The sequence below is a fragment of the Kitasatospora sp. NPDC004723 genome, assembly GCF_040609255.1.
In the GTDB taxonomy this organism is placed as follows: Bacteria; Actinomycetota; Actinomycetes; order Streptomycetales; family Streptomycetaceae; genus Kitasatospora.
This window is the reverse complement of sequence record NZ_JBEXJT010000001.1, coordinates 87,453-103,242: the sequence shown is the minus strand read 5'-3', so window position 1 is coordinate 103,242 and position 15,790 is coordinate 87,453. Positions and strand designations below refer to the sequence as shown.

Below are 15,790 nucleotides of genomic sequence, written 5' to 3'. Positions count from 1 at the left end.
GATGTCAGCCACCTCTGGGACTATTGGTCAGAAGCATCCAGGCTGGAGCCACTTCCGAGCAAGGGAGGCACAAGTGCGGCTGGCCGTCAACAAGTCTGCTATGCAACAGATTGATGCGCTATCGGGGACCGCACGCCGAAACGTCGTACACTTTCTCAGTTCTCTCGGTGACGTCGACCCGGACGTCCTGCTGCGGGACTCCGGGGCCGCTCTTGGCCTGGAACCCTATGGCAAGAACGAGAACATGTATACGGCGGTGGTCGGCGGGGAAGTCCTCGTCATTCTCTACATCAGCGGCGTGAGAGTATTCGTATACTCCGCACTGGATCTCAGCGACAAGAACGCCGCAGTAGCACAGTCGCAGACGGCAGGGTCCGACTCGCAGCATGCGTCAATCGACGGCCCTGTGATTGGACTAGTCCAGTCCCAGGGAAGGCTTCGGATCGCCACAGCCGAGCCCGATGGCACAGGTATCGCCGCCGGCCATGACCTCCTTGACCTTATCCGGCTCGGTCTTTACACGTCCGAGAGGTGGATATCTCGTGTCCGTGAGCTTGAGGATCTGATCAATGACCCCGCGGTCAAGGAGAACGACCTACAGCGGTTCTTCGAGCGCAATCCCGACTTCCTCTTCGGGGATGCGTATCAGGAGGCTTACCCTCAACTTGTCCTCCCGCTCGGCGACGGAAAGAATCTCAGGCCCGACTTCGGCCTTCGGCCACACAACCAACAGGCGCTGTGCGACCTACTCGACTTGAAGCTTCCCACGGCGAGATTGCTTTCGGGAATTGAATCGCGGCGACGCTTGTCCTCCAAAGTCATGGACGCCGTTGGTCAGATGAGCAACTACCAACGGTACTTCGATAGCGAAGCGCGACGCCGAGAGATCGAGCAGGCTTACGGTCTACGGTTCTACAGGCCGCGGATGCTCGTGGTCATTGGCAAACGAGCCGGAGTTGACCCAGTTCAGCTTCGCCAGGCAGAGGCCGACGTACCGAACCTGTTGCTGATCACCTATGACGACCTGCTAGAGCGAGCCAGGGCCAAGGGCAACACACGAAAGCCATAGGCGACGCGCCTCAGGGGTAGATTCCCACACACTTTCGCCGCGCAGGCATACGCGCTGGTCCACCTATAAGACCTTCAGGAGGCGGACCAGCGCGTTCCTTATGCCATCAGGAGACCGTCCCCAGTGCCGTCGCTCTGGGCTTCCTGCTGGACGGTCTTCTCGCAGGCAGCTGCCCGCCGCATCTGTCCCTCCTCGCCGAAATAGACCGCCAGCCGCGACAGGTCCAGGACCTTGCCGCTCTTCGCCGCTGGAGCCACCTCCACATACGCCCCTGCACCAAGCAACAGGTCCCGCTTCCCGGCCACGTCGGCGTCCCGCCAGACCTCCTCATGCGTCTTGCCGATCGGGACCACCTCCGTTCCCGCCGGCTTCGCGTTCCTCTGCCGCTCCTTGAGGTCGGCAATCCGCTCCTCAAGGCGGGCGTACTGCGTCGTGAAGCGCTCCGCGCCATCGTCGCCCTTGAAGAGACCGCGCTCGTACCGGTCCTTCTCCAGGTCGGTCAGTGCTTCCTCCGCCTGCCTGATCTGCGGGCGGAAGTTCTCCCCTACGTGCTCCACCACCCGCACCACGGGAAGGCGGCCGAACTTCCGAAGGAACTCGCCCTCGACGTGGTCCTCCATCCCCTTCCCTGCGATGCTCACGCCGTAGCAGTCAACGGCAACACCGCCCTGCCGCTTCTTGAGCCGACCGATGCACCGATACCGCGTCCGCCCGCTGGCCACGTAGGTGTACATCCGGAAGCCGCACAACGCGCAGTGCACCACCCCGCGCAGCAGTGAAGTCGCCTCCCGCCTGCGCTCGCCCGGATTGTTGGACCGGCGGCCCAACTCATCCTGAAGCGCCTGCCAGGTGTCCATGTCCAGGATCGGCGGCCGGTTGACCAGCGGCAGTCCATCGGTCCGGAGGATCGGCTTGCCATCCTCGATGACCTGCCCGAGCAACTGCGGGTTGCTCAGCAGACTCCGGAGTGAAGTCGTGTACCACTTCTTCGAGTTGCTGCGCTTACCCGTGGTCTGTCGGGACGTGTGCCCCGGCGACGGCACGTCGGCCTCCGTCAGGTCGATGGCGATCTGGATCAACGAGTCCTTGGCCAACACCCGCTTCACGATCGAGTGAATGGTCTTGGCCTCCTCCTGGTTGACCACCAGCACCTTGCCTGCGCCCTCCGGGTTCGGGGCCACCTCGTAGCCGTAGGGGACACGTCCCCCGGTGTAACGGCCTTCCCGCCGAAGGTGCTCGTGGGCGCCGGCGACCCGCATGCCGATGGTGTCCGACTCCAGCTCGGCGAAGACGGCAATCACCTTCGCCATGGCCCGCCCCATAGACGACGTGAGGTCGAGCGGTTCCGTCGCCGACGCCAGTGCGACGCTCTGCGCCTCAGTGATCTTCATGATCTCGGCGAAGTCCACCGTGGACCGCGCAAGTCGGTCGATCTTGAAGAACACGATCACGTCGAACTCGTCGAGCCGTTCAAGGATCTTCTGGAGCCCAGGGCGTTCCAGCCCGCGCGAGAACCCGGAGACGTCGATGTCCTCCTCGACGGCGACCACGGTCCAACCGCGGGCCGCACACAGCTGCTCGCAGGCCGCCCGCTGGCGCTCTGGCGAAGTGGTTTCCTCTGTCTCGCGCGATAGGCGAACATAGATAGCTGCGCGCATACCTGGTGCGCTGGCCGGAACGCCCTTCCGGCGACGGGCTCGGGGCATGGCCCGAACAGTGGCAGTCGTGGTCTCTGTCACGCGGCGATCCTATCCACGGAGGTATGTGTGTCCTGCCTAATCGTCCAGAGCGACAAAACTCTTCTCCTGGAGATCGACCACCCCGGGGCCGGCGACTGCCGCCGGGCCATCGCGCCGTTCGCGGAGCTGGAGCGGGCGCCCGAGCACGTGCACACGTACCGGGTGACGCCGCTCGGGCTGTGGAACGCGCGGGCCGCGGGCCACGACGCCGAGCAGGTCGTGGACGCCCTGGTGACGTACTCGCGCTACCCGGTGCCGCACGCGCTGCTGGTCGACGTGGCCGACACGATGGCGCGGTACGGACGGCTGAAGCTGCTCAAGCACCCGACCCACGGCCTGGTGCTCACCACCACCGACCGGCCGGTGCTGGAGGAGGTGCTGCGCTCCAAGAAGATCGTCCCGCTGGTCGGCGCCCGGGTCGACCCGGACACCGTGGTGGTGCACCCCTCCGAGCGCGGCCAGATCAAGCAGGTGCTGCTGAAGCTCGGCTGGCCCGCCGAGGACTTCGCCGGCTACGTGGACGGCGAGGCGCACCCGATCGACCTGGAGGAGGACGGCTGGAGCCTGCGCCCCTACCAGGCGCAGGCGGTGGAGGGGTTCTGGCACGGCGGCTCGGGCGTCGTCGTACTGCCCTGCGGCGCCGGCAAGACGCTGGTCGGCGCGGCGGCGATGGCGCACGCCAAGTCGACCACGCTGATCCTGGTCACCAACACCGTCTCGGCCCGCCAGTGGAAGCACGAGCTGGTCAAGCGGACCTCGCTCACCGAGGACGAGATCGGCGAGTACAGCGGCACCCGCAAGGAGATCCGCCCGGTCACCATCGCGACCTACCAGGTGATGACCACCAAGCGGAAGGGCGTCTACGCCCACCTGGAGCTCTTCGACGCCCGCAACTGGGGCCTGGTCGTCTACGACGAGGTCCACCTGCTCCCGGCCCCGGTGTTCAAGTTCACCGCGGACCTCCAGGCCCGCCGCCGGCTCGGCCTGACCGCCACCCTGGTCCGCGAGGACGGCCGCGAGGGCGACGTGTTCAGCCTGATCGGCCCGAAGCGCTTCGACGCGCCGTGGAAGGAGATCGAGGCGCAGGGCTACATCGCGCCCGCCGACTGCTGCGAGGTCCGGGTCACCCTCACCGACTCCGAGCGGCTCGCCTACGCGACCGCGGAGCCCGAGGAGCGGTACCGCTTCTGCGCGACCACGGCGACCAAGCGCCGGGTGGTGGAGGCCCTGGTCAAGAAGCACGAGAAGGACCAGACGCTGATCATCGGCCAGTACATCGACCAGCTGGACGAGCTCGGCGAGGCCCTGGACGCCCCGGTGATCAAGGGCGAGACCAGCAACGCCCAGCGCGAGAAGCTGTTCGACGCCTTCCGCAACAAGGAGATCGGCGTCCTGGTCGTCTCCAAGGTCGCCAACTTCTCCATCGACCTGCCGGAGGCGACCGTCGCCATCCAGGTCTCCGGGACCTTCGGCTCCCGGCAGGAGGAGGCCCAGCGCCTCGGCCGGGTCCTGCGCCCCAAGGCGGACGGCCACGCCGCCCACTTCTACTCCGTGGTCGCCCGGGACACCGTCGACCAGGACTTCGCCGCCCACCGCCAGCGCTTCCTCGCCGAGCAGGGCTACGCCTACCGCATCATCGACGCGGACGACGTGCTGTAACGGAGGTGGTGGGGGCGGCGGGGCTGGAACAGCGGGGCGGACGCGGCTAGGATCGTCCGTCTGCCCCCTCCCGAACCGTGGTACCTGCTGTAGTCGCGCAGGCAGCCGGGGGAGGTACCGGCCGTTCGGCAACCGGCCGGTATCCACTGTGAGCTCCTACGATCCGCTGCGCCCGCCTCCGGGGCAGCCGGGAAGGTTCGCTGTGCCCGCCACCCCCACCACCGACCCCCTGCAGCGCGAACGCGACCACCTGGCCGCGTCCAGGGCCGCGCTGCGCGCGATGCGCGAGGACGTCGAGTCCCTGGACATCCGTGACGTCACCGGCACCTGGGTCACCGCCCTGGTGCTGCAGAACCAGATCGAGGCCAGGATCGCCGCCCTGGCCGACCTCTCGCACACCCCGCTGTTCTTCGGCCGGCTCGACTACCTGCACGCGATCAGCGAGGAGCTGAGCGAGGGATCCGGCGGAGAGAGCTTCTACATCGGCCGCCGGCACGTGCACGACGGCGACGGCGACCCGATGGTGATCGACTGGCGCGCGCCGGTCTCCCAGCCGTTCTACCGGGCCAGCCGCACCGAGCCGCTGGACGTCGAGCGCCGCCGGCGCTTCGGCTACACCGGCGGCGAGCTCACCGCCTACGAGGACGAGCACCTCTCCGACCCCGCCGAGGACGACAGTGCCTCCGCCCTGCTGGCCGCCGAGATCGAGAAGCCGCGCGTCGGCCCGATGCGCGACATCGTGGCGACCATCCAGCCGGAGCAGGACGAGATCGTCCGCGCCGACATCTCCGGCACCCTCTGCGTGCAGGGCGCCCCCGGCACCGGGAAGACCGCCGTCGGCCTGCACCGCGTGGCGTACCTGCTGTACGCGCACCGCGAGCGGCTGGCCCGCACCGGCACCCTGGTGATCGGCCCGAACAACGCCTTCCTCTCCTACATCGAGCAGGTGCTGCCCGCACTGGGCGAGCTGGACGTCGCGCAGGCCACCGTGCAGCAGCTGGTCGGGCACGTCGAGGTGCGCGGCGAGGACTCCCCCGAGGCGGCCCGGCTGAAGGGCGACGCCCGGATGGCGGAGGTGCTGCGCCGCGCGGTCCGCTCCGGCATCGCGCTGCCCACCGAGCCGTGCGTGGTGATCCGCGGCTCCCGCCGCTGGCGCGTCCCGGTCCACGAACTGACCGGGATCATCGAGGAGTTGAAGGGCCGCGACATCCGCTACGGCGCGGCGGCCGAGGCGCTGCCGCAGCGGATCTCGCACGCCGTGCTGCTGAAGATGGAGCAGGGCGGCGAGGCCCCGGACGACCGGGTGCAGGACGCGGTGGCCCGCAACGCCGCCGTGAAAGCGGTGGTCAAGGCGTGCTGGCCGGCGGTCGACCCGGCCAAGCTGGTGCTGCGGCTGCTCTCCGAGCCGGAGTTCCTGGCCGCGTGCGCGGACGGCGTGCTGAGCGCCGAGGAGCAGGCGGCCGTGCTGTGGCCCAAGCGGGGCCGCTCGGTGAAGACCGCCCGCTGGACCGCCGCCGACGCCGTGCTCGTCGACGAGGCGACCGACCTGGTGCGGCGCACCGCCTCGCTCGGGCACGTGGTGCTGGACGAGGCGCAGGACCTCTCGCCGATGCAGTACCGCGCGGTCGGCCGCCGCTGCACCACCGGCTCGGCGACCGTGCTGGGCGACCTCGCGCAGGGCACCACCCCCTGGGCGACGGCGAGTTGGCCGGAGGCGCTGCACCACCTGGGCAAGCCGGCCGCCCACATCGAGGAGCTGACCAAGGGCTTCCGGGTGCCGGAGGAGGTCATCGCGTACGCCTCCCGGCTGCTGCCGTCGATCGCCCCCGGGCTGAACCCGGCCAGTTCGGTGCGTGAGGCCCCGGGATCGCTGACGATCCGCCAGGTCGCCGAGGAGGAGCGGGCGGAGGCCGTGGTCGCGGCCTGTCGGAGGGCGCTGGAGCGGGAGGGGTCGACCGGCCTGATCGCGGCCGACGCGCGCGTCCCGGAGCTGGCGGAGGCGTTGACGCAGGCCGGGCTGGCGCACCTCGCTCCCGGCACCGAGACCAGCGCCGAGGCCCGGCTGACGCTCGTCCCGGCGTCGCTGGCGAAGGGTCTGGAGTACGACTACGTGGTGCTGGACGAGCCGGCCGCGGTGGTCGCGGGCGAGCCGGACGAGCGGACCGGGCTGCGCCGGCTGTACGTGGCGCTGACCCGTGCGGTGTCCGGCCTGGAGGTGCTGCACGCCGAGCCGCTGCCGGAGCAGCTGGGCTGAACGGGCGGGGCCGGCCCGTCGTCACGGCGGCCCGGCCCCGGTGCCCGGCGGCGTTCAGCCGTCGATCATCCCGCGCCACTCCGCGACCTTGGCGGCGTCCACCGGCGACTGCCAGCCGTCCACCCGGACCGCGCCGCCGACGTGGAAGGCGTCGAACCCGGCGGCCCGCAGCTCCGGCAGGTGCTCGGCCCGCAGGCCGCCGCCGATCAGGATCCGCTGGGTGTGGCCGGGCTCGCCGGACCGGGCCAGCTCGGCCAGCAGGACGTCCCGGCCGGCGTCCACCCCGCCGGCCGCGCCGGAGGTGAGGAAGGTGTCCAGCCCGGGCAGCGCGCCGACGGCGGCGCGGACGGCGGCCCGGTCGGCGCTGTGGTCGATCGCCCGGTGGAAGGTCCAGCGGCAGCCGGCCACCGCCTCGGCGACGGCCTCGGTGGCGGCCAGGTCGACCCCGCCCTCGGCGTCGAGGAAGCCGAAGACGAACTCGTCGGCGCCCTCGGCCCGGAGCGCGGCGGCGCGGGCGCGCAGCTCGTCCAGATCGCCGGGCGCGAAGCCGTCCCGGATGCGGAGCATGACGCGCAGCGGCAGTTCGACGGCGGCGCGGATCTTGGCGAAGTCCTCGACCGACGGGGTGAGTCCGTCGGCGGCCATGTCGGTGACCAGTTCGAGCCGGTCGGCGCCGCCCGACTCGGCGGCCTGGGCGTCCTGGGGGGTCAGCGCGATGACTTCGAAAATTGGTCTAGACATATGAGACAGCCTGCCACATCGGTCCGCCCCCGGCGAGCCCCGTGCGGCCACTTGGCCGGACAACACCCGCCCCCGGAAAGCACGGAACGGCCGGACGCCCGGGTCCCCCGACCCGGACGTCCGGCCGCCCGCACAGCCCTACGCGAGGCTCCGGCCGCCCCCCGTTCCGCCGGCGCCCCGCCGCAGCAGCCACCCGGCCGCCAGCAGCGCCAGCAGCACCGCGCCCGCCACCGGGAGCAGCCGCCACATCCCGCCGAGCGCCTGCCACAGCCGGAACACGCTGAACAGGAAGGTCAGCGGCAGCACCGCGAGACCGATCGCCGCCGGGGCCAGGCGCTCCCGCGCCGCGAAGAGCAGCGCGCCCGCCGGGACGAGCAGCAGCACCGCGGCCGCGTTGCCGTCCAGCAGCACGAAGGAGCTGTAGAAGTCCTGCGCCACCAGCAGGAGTCCGCCGCCGGCCAGCGCGGCCGGCAGCACCGCCAGCCCGCGTCCGCTCGGGCGCTCCAGCAGGTCCTGCGGCGCGAGCGCGAAGAGCAGTCCGGCGAACAGCTGCGGCGCCGCCTCGCAGGACTCCTCGAAGACCAGCCAGCCGCCCGGCATGGTCGCCGCCGACAGCAGCACCCCCAGCGCGCCGACGGACGCCACGGCGAGCGCCGCCGCCCTGGCGAGCCGCCACCGGCCCACCGCGACGGCGGCGACCAGCAGCAGCGGCACGAACACCTGGCCGAGGTACCAGAGGTAGTGGGGCACCTGGTTGAGGTGGTCCGGCAGGTCCCAGTTGGAGTGCCAGCCGGGGTTGAACAGCGCGTCGTAGAGGCCCCGGGTCAGGCCGACCCCCGCGATCCCGCCGGCGATCAGCGGCGCGGCCAGCGCGAGCAGCCGCCCGGCGAGCGAGGAGGAGGTCAGGCCGGTGCGCATCCGCAGCCCGTACGCCCCGAGGTCGAGGGCCTCCCGGGCGGTGGCCAGCTTCCCCGCCCTGGCCGTGCTGTCGGCGAAGACGGCGGAGAGTTCGGCGCCGCGCTCGCGCCGGTAGCGGGCCGGGTAGAGCCGGAGCGCGGCACGGAACGCCACCGGGTCCGCGACCATCCCGGGAAAGGTCTGCACCGTCATGCGAGGGCCCCCCTGGCCTTGGTGAAGGTGAACGCGGGCCTGGCGGTCCCGCCGGAAGGCCGGCCGGCGGCCGGGCGGACGGCGGCCAGCCGCCGCTCGGCCTCGGTGGCGACGGCGCGCAGCCGCTCCGCCTCGGTGGCCAGGGCGCCGCGACCGGTGTCGGTGAGCGCGTAGGTGCGCCGGGCCCGGCCGTCGACGATCTCCTCGGCCGCGATCTCGATGAGTCCCTGCTGGAGCAGCCGGTCGAGCGCGCCGTACAGCGTGCCGGTGCGCATCTTGACCCGGCCGTCCGAGATGGCGGCGATCTCCTGGATCAGTGCGTAGCCGTGCCTCGGGGCGTCGGCCAGCGCGGTGAGGAGGAGCAGTGTCGGTTCCTGCATGGCCCGTTCTGTCATGGAGCTACATATACAGGTCACCGACATATAAGGTCCAGTGGAATCGCTCATTCGGGCGGTCGCCGGGCAGCAGACTGACCCCATGCCCGACGCCACCGGACCCGACGCCGCCCCCGCTGCCGCCCCCGAGGACCTGCTCGCCGCCTGGACCGCCCTGCTCCACCGCTGCGGCACCGGCTCCGACCCCGCCCCGGCCGGCCGGGAACTGCTGCGCCGCTGGTCCGAGCCGCAGCGCCGCTACCACACCACCGATCACCTGCGCGCGGTGCTGGGCCACGTCGACGCGCTCGCCGGGCACGCCGACGACCCGGACGCCGTCCGGCTGGCCGCCTGGTTCCACGACGCCGTCTACCGCCCGGACCGCTCGGAGAACGAGGAGCGCAGCGCCACCCTCGCCGTCCGGGCGCTGACCGGGGCGGGGCTGCCCGCCGCCCGGATCGAGGAGGTGGCCCGGCTGGTCCGGCTGACCGTGACCCACCACCCCGGACCGGGCGACCGTGACGGCGAGGTGCTGTGCGACGCCGACCTCGCCGTCCTCGGCGGCCCGCCGCAGGCCTACGCGGCGTACGCGGCGGCCGTCCGGGAGGAGTACGCCTTCGTCCCCGAGCCGGACTTCCGCGCCGGGCGCGCGGCCGTGCTCCGGCAGTTGATCGCACTCCCCGCGCTCTACCGCACGCCCACCGCGCACGCCCGCTTCGACGCCCCCGCCCGGGCCAATCTGGCCGCCGAGCTCGCCCGTCTGGAGGCCGCCGGCTGAGCGCGCCCACCCGGCCGACGGCCCCGGAGCCGCCCGGCGTCACCCCGCCCGGCGCGCCAGCGGAAGCCGCGACCGGGTGAACGCGGCCGCACCCAGCCCTGCCACCACCGGCAGCACCACCGTGATCATCACCAGCAGCCCCCACGGCGCGGTGAACGGGGCCTCCGGCCCGCCGATCCGCCCGCCCGCGTGCGAGCGCAGCAGCGCCACCGCGGGCACGAACCCGCTGACCGTGCCGACGGCCGCTCCGAGCCCTGCGATCAGCGTGCTCTGCAGGCCGGCCTGCACCCGGTGGATCCGCGGCGGTGCGCCGACCGCGGCGAGCGTGGCCCGGTCGACCAGGGAGTCGGCGGCGGCCAGACCGGTGGCCACGGCCGCGGCGCCCAGCACCACCACCACGGCGAACCCGGCGAGCGCGAGGCTGATCACGTCGTCCTTCGGCTGGAAGCCGCGCTCCACGTGCAGCGTCGCCCGCGGGACGACCTGGGCCAGATCGGCCTCGACGCGCTGCTGCACCTTGGCGGTGGGCGGGTGGGCGGGCCGCCACACCGAGCCGATCGATTCGGTGGCGAGACCGGCCCTGCGCACCGCGTCCTCGCTCATCAGCAGCCCCCCGTACCGGGCGGCGTCCGGGTTGTCGACCAGAAGCGCGTCGACTGCGATCTCCTTGACGCCCGGCTGCGGCGCCTCCCCGGGCCGGACCGGGCCGCCGCCGGCCGCGCCCAGCATGGTGAGCACCGCCCGGCCGTCGTGCAGCCGGTCGCGGTCGAAGACGATCGCCTTGCCGGCGGCCAGGGCCTCCTCGACGGCCCGGTCGTTCACCCCGAACAGGTTGTGCAGCACCGTCGCGTCGCCGACCAGGGCGCGGCTCCCGGAGCCGCCGTCGTCGAACCGCCCGCCCGTGCCCTTGGCCCGCACCGCACTGGAGCAGCCCTCGCAGAAGACGTACAGCATGCCGTGGACGTCGGCGCGCGCACCCGCGTCCGGCAGGTCCCGCTCGACGGCGGCGCGCAGCCGCGGCAGCTGCGGGTCGTCCGGCTTCATCGGGGCCTCGACCACGACGGCCCCCATCGGGGCGGTCGGCCGGTAGGCGGCCCGGTCCTGGGCCTCGGTACCGGTGGTGTAGACACCGACGGCGACGGCTCCGGCGACGGCGGCCATCACGGCGGCCACGGCGGGCGCGGTGCGGCCGCGGTGGCGGGCCGAGTCGCGCAGGGCCAGCCGGGGGCCGAGCGGCAGCCGGGCGGCGAGCCGGCCGGACAGCGCGATCAGCAGCGGGGTGAAAAGCAGGAAGCCGATCTCCGCGGTGACCGCCCCGGCGAGCACGGTGAGCGCCTTCCTGGTGAGCCCGTGGAACACCGGCAGGCCGGTGGCGTCCTGGCCGCCGGCGCCGTAGAGCGCCAGGCCCGCGCCCGCGACGACCAGGACCAGGCCCAGCAGCGGGAGCCTGCGACTCGGCGCGCCGACGCTGTCCCGGCCCGTGAGGCCGGCCACCACGTCGCGGCGCGCGGCCTGGGCCGCGGGCACCACGGCGGCCAGCAGCGCGGTGATCACGCCTACGGCGGCGATGGCCAGCAGGTCGAGCGGCGCGATCGCGAAGTGCCCGAAGCGGCTGCCGCCGGCCTCCTCGGCCCGGGTCCGCAGCACCGCGACCAGTCCGACGCCCGCCACCAGGCCGACGGCCGCGCCGGCGGTGCCGAGCACGAGTCCGGAACCGAGCACGACCGCGCGAACGTGGCCGCGGTTGCCGCCGGCGGCGCCGATCAGGGCGAGCTGCCGGCGCAAGCGCCGGGCACCCACCGCGAAGGCCGGGCCGGCCAGCAGGGCGACCTCCAGCAAGGCCATCCCGGCCACCGTAGCCAGTACGACGATCCGCTTGTCCGCGTCGGGGAGCCTGAACAGATCGGGATCATAGGTGACGGCGGACGCGGGCGGCGGGTCGAGCGCCACGGCGCGCGAGGTCACCGTGAAGCCGTACCGGTTGAGCTTCCGGACGGCGGGCCAGTCCAGGGCGGCACCGCCGGGCATCCGCACCAGCCAGCGCTCGGGGCGGGCCTCGTCCGCCCCGGCCGCGGTCAGCCCGGACGGGGCGCCCGCGGAGGGCGCGGCCGCGGCCACGGGGGCGATCAACTCGCCGGGCCGCGCCACCAGCTCGACCTTGCCGAGGTCACCCGGGTACTCGACCGCACCGGTCAGCCGGAACGGCGCGCCGTCGAGGCCCTTGACCGTGGTGGAGTCACCGATCCGCAGTCCGGCCTCGTCCAGGAACGCCCGGGTGACGGCCGCCTCGTGCGGCGCGCTCGGCGCCCGCCCCTCGACCAGGTCGAGCCGGCCCTGCCAGATCCGGTCGGTCAGATCGGCCTCGGAGGTCGCGGTGGTGAACAGGCCCTCCCGGGTGGAGGTGCTGACCGCCGGCCCGGCGGTGGCCGGCAACAGCACCGCGCCCGCGGGCAGCAGCCCCGCGACCAGGTCGGCGGGCGAACCGGCCGCGGCGGCGGCCGACACCGAGGCCGGATCGGTCCGGTCCTCCCGCAGCACCTGCACACCGTCCTCGGCGAACGGCCCCTGGTCGACCGAGCGGCCCGGCCGGTGGGCGGTGATCAGGGCGTCCGCCCCGCCCATCAGCCGCTCGACCCGCTCGCCGGGGGTGAGCTGTCCACTGCGGTGGACGACGTCGGCACCGGCGACCCCGAGCACGGGAAGCGCGACCATGGCGGCCACCAGGACGCTGCGGCCCTTGGCCCGCAGGGCGTCGCGGCGGGCGATCCGCAGAGCGACGCGCAGGGCGGAGAGCCTCATCGCGGGCCCCCGTCCGGGGCGGCGGCGAGCAGCCGCGCGGCCTGTCGCCCGGCGCTCTCCTCGACCACCAGGCCGTCGCGCAGGACGACCACCCGGTCGGCCCAGACGGCGTGCCGGGCGTCGTGGGTGACCATCATGGCGGCGGCGCCCGCGTCGCAGCGCGCCCGCAGCACGCCCAGCACCGCCTCGCCGGTGGCGGAGTCGAGGGCGCCGGTGGGCTCGTCGGCCAGCACCAGCCGGCGGTCACCGACCAGGGCGCGGGCGATGGCGACGCGCTGCTGCTGCCCGCCGGACAGCTGCTCGGGGAAGCGGTCGGCCAGCTCGGCGATGCCCAGCTCGCCCAGCGCGGCCCGGGCCTCGCCGCGGGCGGTCCGTCCGGGCACGCCGTCCAGCTCCCGGGGCAGTGCGATGTTCTCGGCGGCGGTCAGCGCCGGGACGAGGTTGTAGTCCTGGAAGACGTAGCCGACCGAGCGGCGCCGGACGGCGGCCAGGCCGGTCCGGCTCAGCGCGCCGAGCTCGACGCCCTCGACCAGCACCTGTCCGCGGCTGGGCCGGTCCAGGCCGCCGGCCAGGGTGAGCAGGGTGGACTTGCCGGAGCCGGACGGCCCCATGACGGCGACGAACTCGCCCGGACGGATGGCCAGGTCGATGCCGCGCAGCGCCTGCACCTCGGCCGCGCCCGCGCCGTGCACCCGGGTGACCGCGCGCAGTTCGAGGACGGGCCGGGTCGGATCTGGCTGGGACATGGGGCTCCCCTCTCGGCCGTGGAGCTCTCGGCCGCGAAGACTCAGATGGACTATATAAGTCGGTAGACTGCATATGCAGTCCATCGGTTCCACCCGGCACGAAAAAGCCGCCGCCGCACCCGGAGGCGCGACGGCGGCGAGGCCACGGACGGGGCTACGCCAGCTCCCCCACCGCCGCCACCACGACACCGCGCTTGCCGCACACCCAGTGCGGGTCCGGCCCCAGCTCCGGTTCCACGCCCAGCGCGTGCGGGTCCCCGTCCGCCGCGCAGTCCGCGCACAGCGGCCAGCGGCCGTGGGTCTCCAGCAGCGCGTCCTGGACGTCCTGGGCGACCAGGCCCAGCACGAAGCCGGTGCCGTCCGGCCACTGCTCCAGCCACCAGCGGCGGTGCGCCACGGCCTTCTCCACCAGTGACACCACGGCGGCGTCGGCGGCGTCCCGCGCGGTCAGGTCGGCCAGGATCAGCGCCCGCGCGGTGTGCAGCGCCGTCTCGATGTCCTCTGTCGTAGCCATCCGTCCAGTCTCCCAGGAAGGTCCGGGAACGCCGCACGGGCGGCTCCCCGAGGGGAACCGCCCGTGCGAGCGAGGAACCGTCCGATCCGTCAGGATCAGAAGTCCATGTCACCGCCCGGCATGCCGCCGCCGGCGGCCGCGGCGGCCTTCTCCGGCTTGTCGGCGATGACGGCCTCGGTGGTGAGGAAGAGCGCCGCGATGGAGGCGGCGTTCTGCAGCGCGGAGCGGGTGACCTTGGCCGGGTCGATGATGCCCTCGGCGACCAGGTCGACGTACTCGTTGGTGGCGGCGTTCAGGCCGTGACCGGCGGGGAGGTTGCGCACCTTCTCCACCACGACGCCACCCTCCAGGCCGGCGTTGGTCGCGATCTGCTTGATCGGGGCCTCCAGCGCGACCTTGACGATGTTGGCACCGGTGGCCTCGTCGCCGTCCAGCTCCAGCTTGTCGAAGGCGACACCGGCCTGCAGCAGGGCGACGCCACCACCGGCGACGATGCCCTCCTCGACGGCGGCCTTGGCGTTGCGGACGGCGTCCTCGATGCGGTGCTTGCGCTCCTTGAGCTCCACCTCGGTGGCCGCGCCGGCCTTGATGACGGCCACGCCGCCGGCCAGCTTGGCGAGGCGCTCCTGGAGCTTCTCGCGGTCGTAGTCCGAGTCGCTGTTCTCGATCTCGGCGCGGATCTGGTTCACCCGGCCCGCGACCTGCTCGCTGTCGCCGCCACCGTCGACGATGGTGGTCTCGTCCTTGGTGATGACCACCTTGCGGGCGGTGCCCAGCAGGTCGACGCCCGCGTTCTCCAGCTTCAGGCCGACCTCCTCGGAGATCACGGTGCCGCCGGTGAGGATGGCGATGTCCTGGAGCATGGCCTTGCGGCGGTCGCCGAAGCCCGGGGCCTTGACGGCGACGGACTTGAAGGTGCCGCGGATCTTGTTCACGACCAGGGTCGACAGGGCCTCGCCCTCGACGTCCTCGGCGATGATGACGAGCGGCTTGCCGCTCTGCATGACCTTCTCCAGCAGCGGCAGCAGGTCCTTGACCGAGCCGATCTTGGAGTTGGCGATCAGGATGTACGGGTCCTCGAACGAGGTCTCCATACGCTCCAGGTCGGTGGCGAAGTAGGCCGAGATGTAGCCCTTGTCGAAGCGCATGCCCTCGGTGAGCTCGAGCTCCAGACCGAAGGTGTTGCTCTCCTCGACGGTGATGACGCCTTCCTTGCCGACCTTGTCCATGGCCTCGGCGATCAGCTCGCCGATCTGGGTGTCGGCGGCGGAGATGGAGGCGGTGGAGGCGATCTGCTCCTTGGTCTCCACGTCCTTGGCCTGGGCCAGCAGCTGGTCGGAGACGGCGGCGACGGCCTTCTCGATACCGCGCTTCAGGGCCATCGGGTTGGCGCCGGCGGCGACGTTGCGCAGACCCTCGCGGACGAGCGCCTGGGCCAGCACGGTGGCGGTGGTGGTGCCGTCACCCGCGACGTCGTCGGTCTTCTTGGCGACCTCCTTGACGAGCTCCGCACCGATCTTCTCGTACGGGTCCTCGAGCTCGATCTCCTTGGCGATGGAGACACCGTCGTTGGTGATGGTGGGGGCGCCCCACTTCTTCTCCAGAACGACGTTGCGACCCTTGGGGCCGAGCGTGACCTTCACGGCGTCGGCGAGCTGGTTCATGCCACGCTCAAGGCCGCGGCGAGCTTCCTCATCAAAGGCGATGATCTTGGCCATCTGAAGTGGTCCTCCGGGACACGGTCGACTGCTCGGACCAAGGGGTGCCCGCGACGGACGGCCCTGGTGTGCGGGGGTCCCTTCCCCTACCGCTCCCTGGGGCCTCACCGACCCGGTCCGCTTATCACTCTCAAGCTCTGAGTGCTAACGCCAATGATTAGCACTCTGGGTGGGCGAGTGCAAGCCCAATCGACGATCCGCGAGCCGCGCGGACATGACGGCGGGGCCCGGGGGCGCCGGTGGGCACGGCCCCCCCAGAGGCAAAAAGGGGGACCACCCCGGGGGCGAA

The 15,790-nt window shown here is 72.4% G+C and carries 12 protein-coding genes; 4 read left to right on the top strand and 8 right to left on the bottom strand.

Annotated features, from left to right (window positions below):
• Nucleotides 1-73: 73 nt before the first annotated feature.
• Entirely contained in the window at nucleotides 74-1,069 is a 996-nt protein-coding gene (locus tag ABZW10_RS00510; protein WP_355357581.1) for a Shedu anti-phage system protein SduA domain-containing protein, read from the top strand.
• 98 nt (nucleotides 1,070-1,167) lie between these two features.
• On the opposite strand, the gene ABZW10_RS00505 is transcribed toward ABZW10_RS00510, so the two are convergent.
• Nucleotides 1,168-2,727, bottom strand: a complete 1,560-nt coding sequence (locus tag ABZW10_RS00505; protein WP_355358858.1) for a recombinase family protein — start codon at nucleotides 2,725-2,727, stop codon at nucleotides 1,168-1,170.
• A 108-nt stretch (nucleotides 2,728-2,835) separates the two neighbouring features.
• Between ABZW10_RS00505 and ABZW10_RS00500 the strand changes: the two genes are divergently transcribed.
• Complete coding sequence (locus ABZW10_RS00500) at nucleotides 2,836-4,467, top strand: DNA repair helicase XPB (RefSeq protein ID WP_355357578.1); 1,632 nt, start codon at nucleotides 2,836-2,838, stop codon at nucleotides 4,465-4,467.
• A gap of 202 nt (nucleotides 4,468-4,669) precedes the next feature.
• Nucleotides 4,670-6,721, top strand: a complete 2,052-nt coding sequence (locus ABZW10_RS00495) for an AAA family ATPase (RefSeq protein WP_355357575.1) — start codon at nucleotides 4,670-4,672, stop codon at nucleotides 6,719-6,721.
• 54 nt (nucleotides 6,722-6,775) lie between these two features.
• Here ABZW10_RS00495 and ABZW10_RS00490 read toward each other — a convergent pair whose 3' ends face one another.
• The 3 genes from ABZW10_RS00490 to ABZW10_RS00480 form a co-directional block, all read right to left on the bottom strand.
• On the bottom strand, nucleotides 6,776-7,462 hold the full coding sequence (locus ABZW10_RS00490) for a copper homeostasis protein CutC (protein WP_355357572.1): 687 nt from the start codon (nucleotides 7,460-7,462) through the stop codon (nucleotides 6,776-6,778).
• 138 nt (nucleotides 7,463-7,600) lie between these two features.
• Nucleotides 7,601-8,572: a hypothetical protein gene (locus ABZW10_RS00485; RefSeq protein WP_355357569.1), complete on the bottom strand. Its 972-nt coding sequence runs from the start codon at nucleotides 8,570-8,572 to the stop codon at nucleotides 7,601-7,603.
• Nucleotides 8,569-8,967 (bottom strand): PadR family transcriptional regulator, encoded by a 399-nt coding sequence (locus ABZW10_RS00480; protein ID WP_355357566.1) that lies wholly within the window; start codon nucleotides 8,965-8,967, stop codon nucleotides 8,569-8,571. The genes ABZW10_RS00485 and ABZW10_RS00480 overlap by 4 nt, the downstream gene beginning before the upstream one ends.
• A gap of 82 nt (nucleotides 8,968-9,049) precedes the next feature.
• On the opposite strand from ABZW10_RS00480, the gene ABZW10_RS00475 reads away from it, so the two are divergent.
• Nucleotides 9,050-9,724, top strand: a complete 675-nt coding sequence (locus tag ABZW10_RS00475) for a hypothetical protein (protein ID WP_355357563.1) — start codon at nucleotides 9,050-9,052, stop codon at nucleotides 9,722-9,724.
• A gap of 39 nt (nucleotides 9,725-9,763) precedes the next feature.
• Here the strand turns inward: ABZW10_RS00475 and ABZW10_RS00470 are convergent, their stop codons facing one another.
• The 4 genes from ABZW10_RS00470 to groL form a co-directional block, all read right to left on the bottom strand.
• The gene (locus tag ABZW10_RS00470) at nucleotides 9,764-12,523 is read right to left on the bottom strand and encodes an ABC transporter permease (protein ID WP_355357560.1); all 2,760 of its coding nucleotides are present in this window, start codon (nucleotides 12,521-12,523) and stop codon (nucleotides 9,764-9,766) included.
• Nucleotides 12,520-13,269, bottom strand: coding sequence for an ABC transporter ATP-binding protein (locus ABZW10_RS00465; RefSeq protein ID WP_355357557.1), 750 nt, complete (start codon nucleotides 13,267-13,269; stop codon nucleotides 12,520-12,522). The genes ABZW10_RS00470 and ABZW10_RS00465 overlap by 4 nt, the downstream gene beginning before the upstream one ends.
• 154 nt (nucleotides 13,270-13,423) lie before the next feature.
• Nucleotides 13,424-13,783, bottom strand: a complete 360-nt coding sequence (locus ABZW10_RS00460) for a hypothetical protein (RefSeq protein ID WP_355357554.1) — start codon at nucleotides 13,781-13,783, stop codon at nucleotides 13,424-13,426.
• A 95-nt stretch (nucleotides 13,784-13,878) separates the two neighbouring features.
• Nucleotides 13,879-15,501 (bottom strand): chaperonin GroEL, encoded by a 1,623-nt coding sequence (gene groL / locus ABZW10_RS00455; protein ID WP_344334086.1) that lies wholly within the window; start codon nucleotides 15,499-15,501, stop codon nucleotides 13,879-13,881.
• Nucleotides 15,502-15,790: the final 289 nt, after the last annotated feature.

Coding starts and splice junctions, on each gene's coding strand:
- ABZW10_RS00505 (WP_355358858.1), bottom strand. CDS start 2,727: ATGCGCGCAGCTATCTATGTTCGCCTATCGCGCGAGACAGAGGAAACC.
- ABZW10_RS00490 (WP_355357572.1), bottom strand. CDS start 7,462: ATGTCTAGACCAATTTTCGAAGTCATCGCGCTGACCCCCCAGGACGCC.
- ABZW10_RS00485 (WP_355357569.1), bottom strand. CDS start 8,572: ATGACGGTGCAGACCTTTCCCGGGATGGTCGCGGACCCGGTGGCGTTC.
- ABZW10_RS00480 (WP_355357566.1), bottom strand. CDS start 8,967: ATGACAGAACGGGCCATGCAGGAACCGACACTGCTCCTCCTCACCGCG.
- ABZW10_RS00475 (WP_355357563.1), top strand. CDS start 9,050: ATGCCCGACGCCACCGGACCCGACGCCGCCCCCGCTGCCGCCCCCGAG.
- ABZW10_RS00470 (WP_355357560.1), bottom strand. CDS start 12,523: ATGAGGCTCTCCGCCCTGCGCGTCGCTCTGCGGATCGCCCGCCGCGAC.
- ABZW10_RS00465 (WP_355357557.1), bottom strand. CDS start 13,269: ATGTCCCAGCCAGATCCGACCCGGCCCGTCCTCGAACTGCGCGCGGTC.
- ABZW10_RS00460 (WP_355357554.1), bottom strand. CDS start 13,783: ATGGCTACGACAGAGGACATCGAGACGGCGCTGCACACCGCGCGGGCG.
- groL (WP_344334086.1), bottom strand. CDS start 15,501: ATGGCCAAGATCATCGCCTTTGATGAGGAAGCTCGCCGCGGCCTTGAG.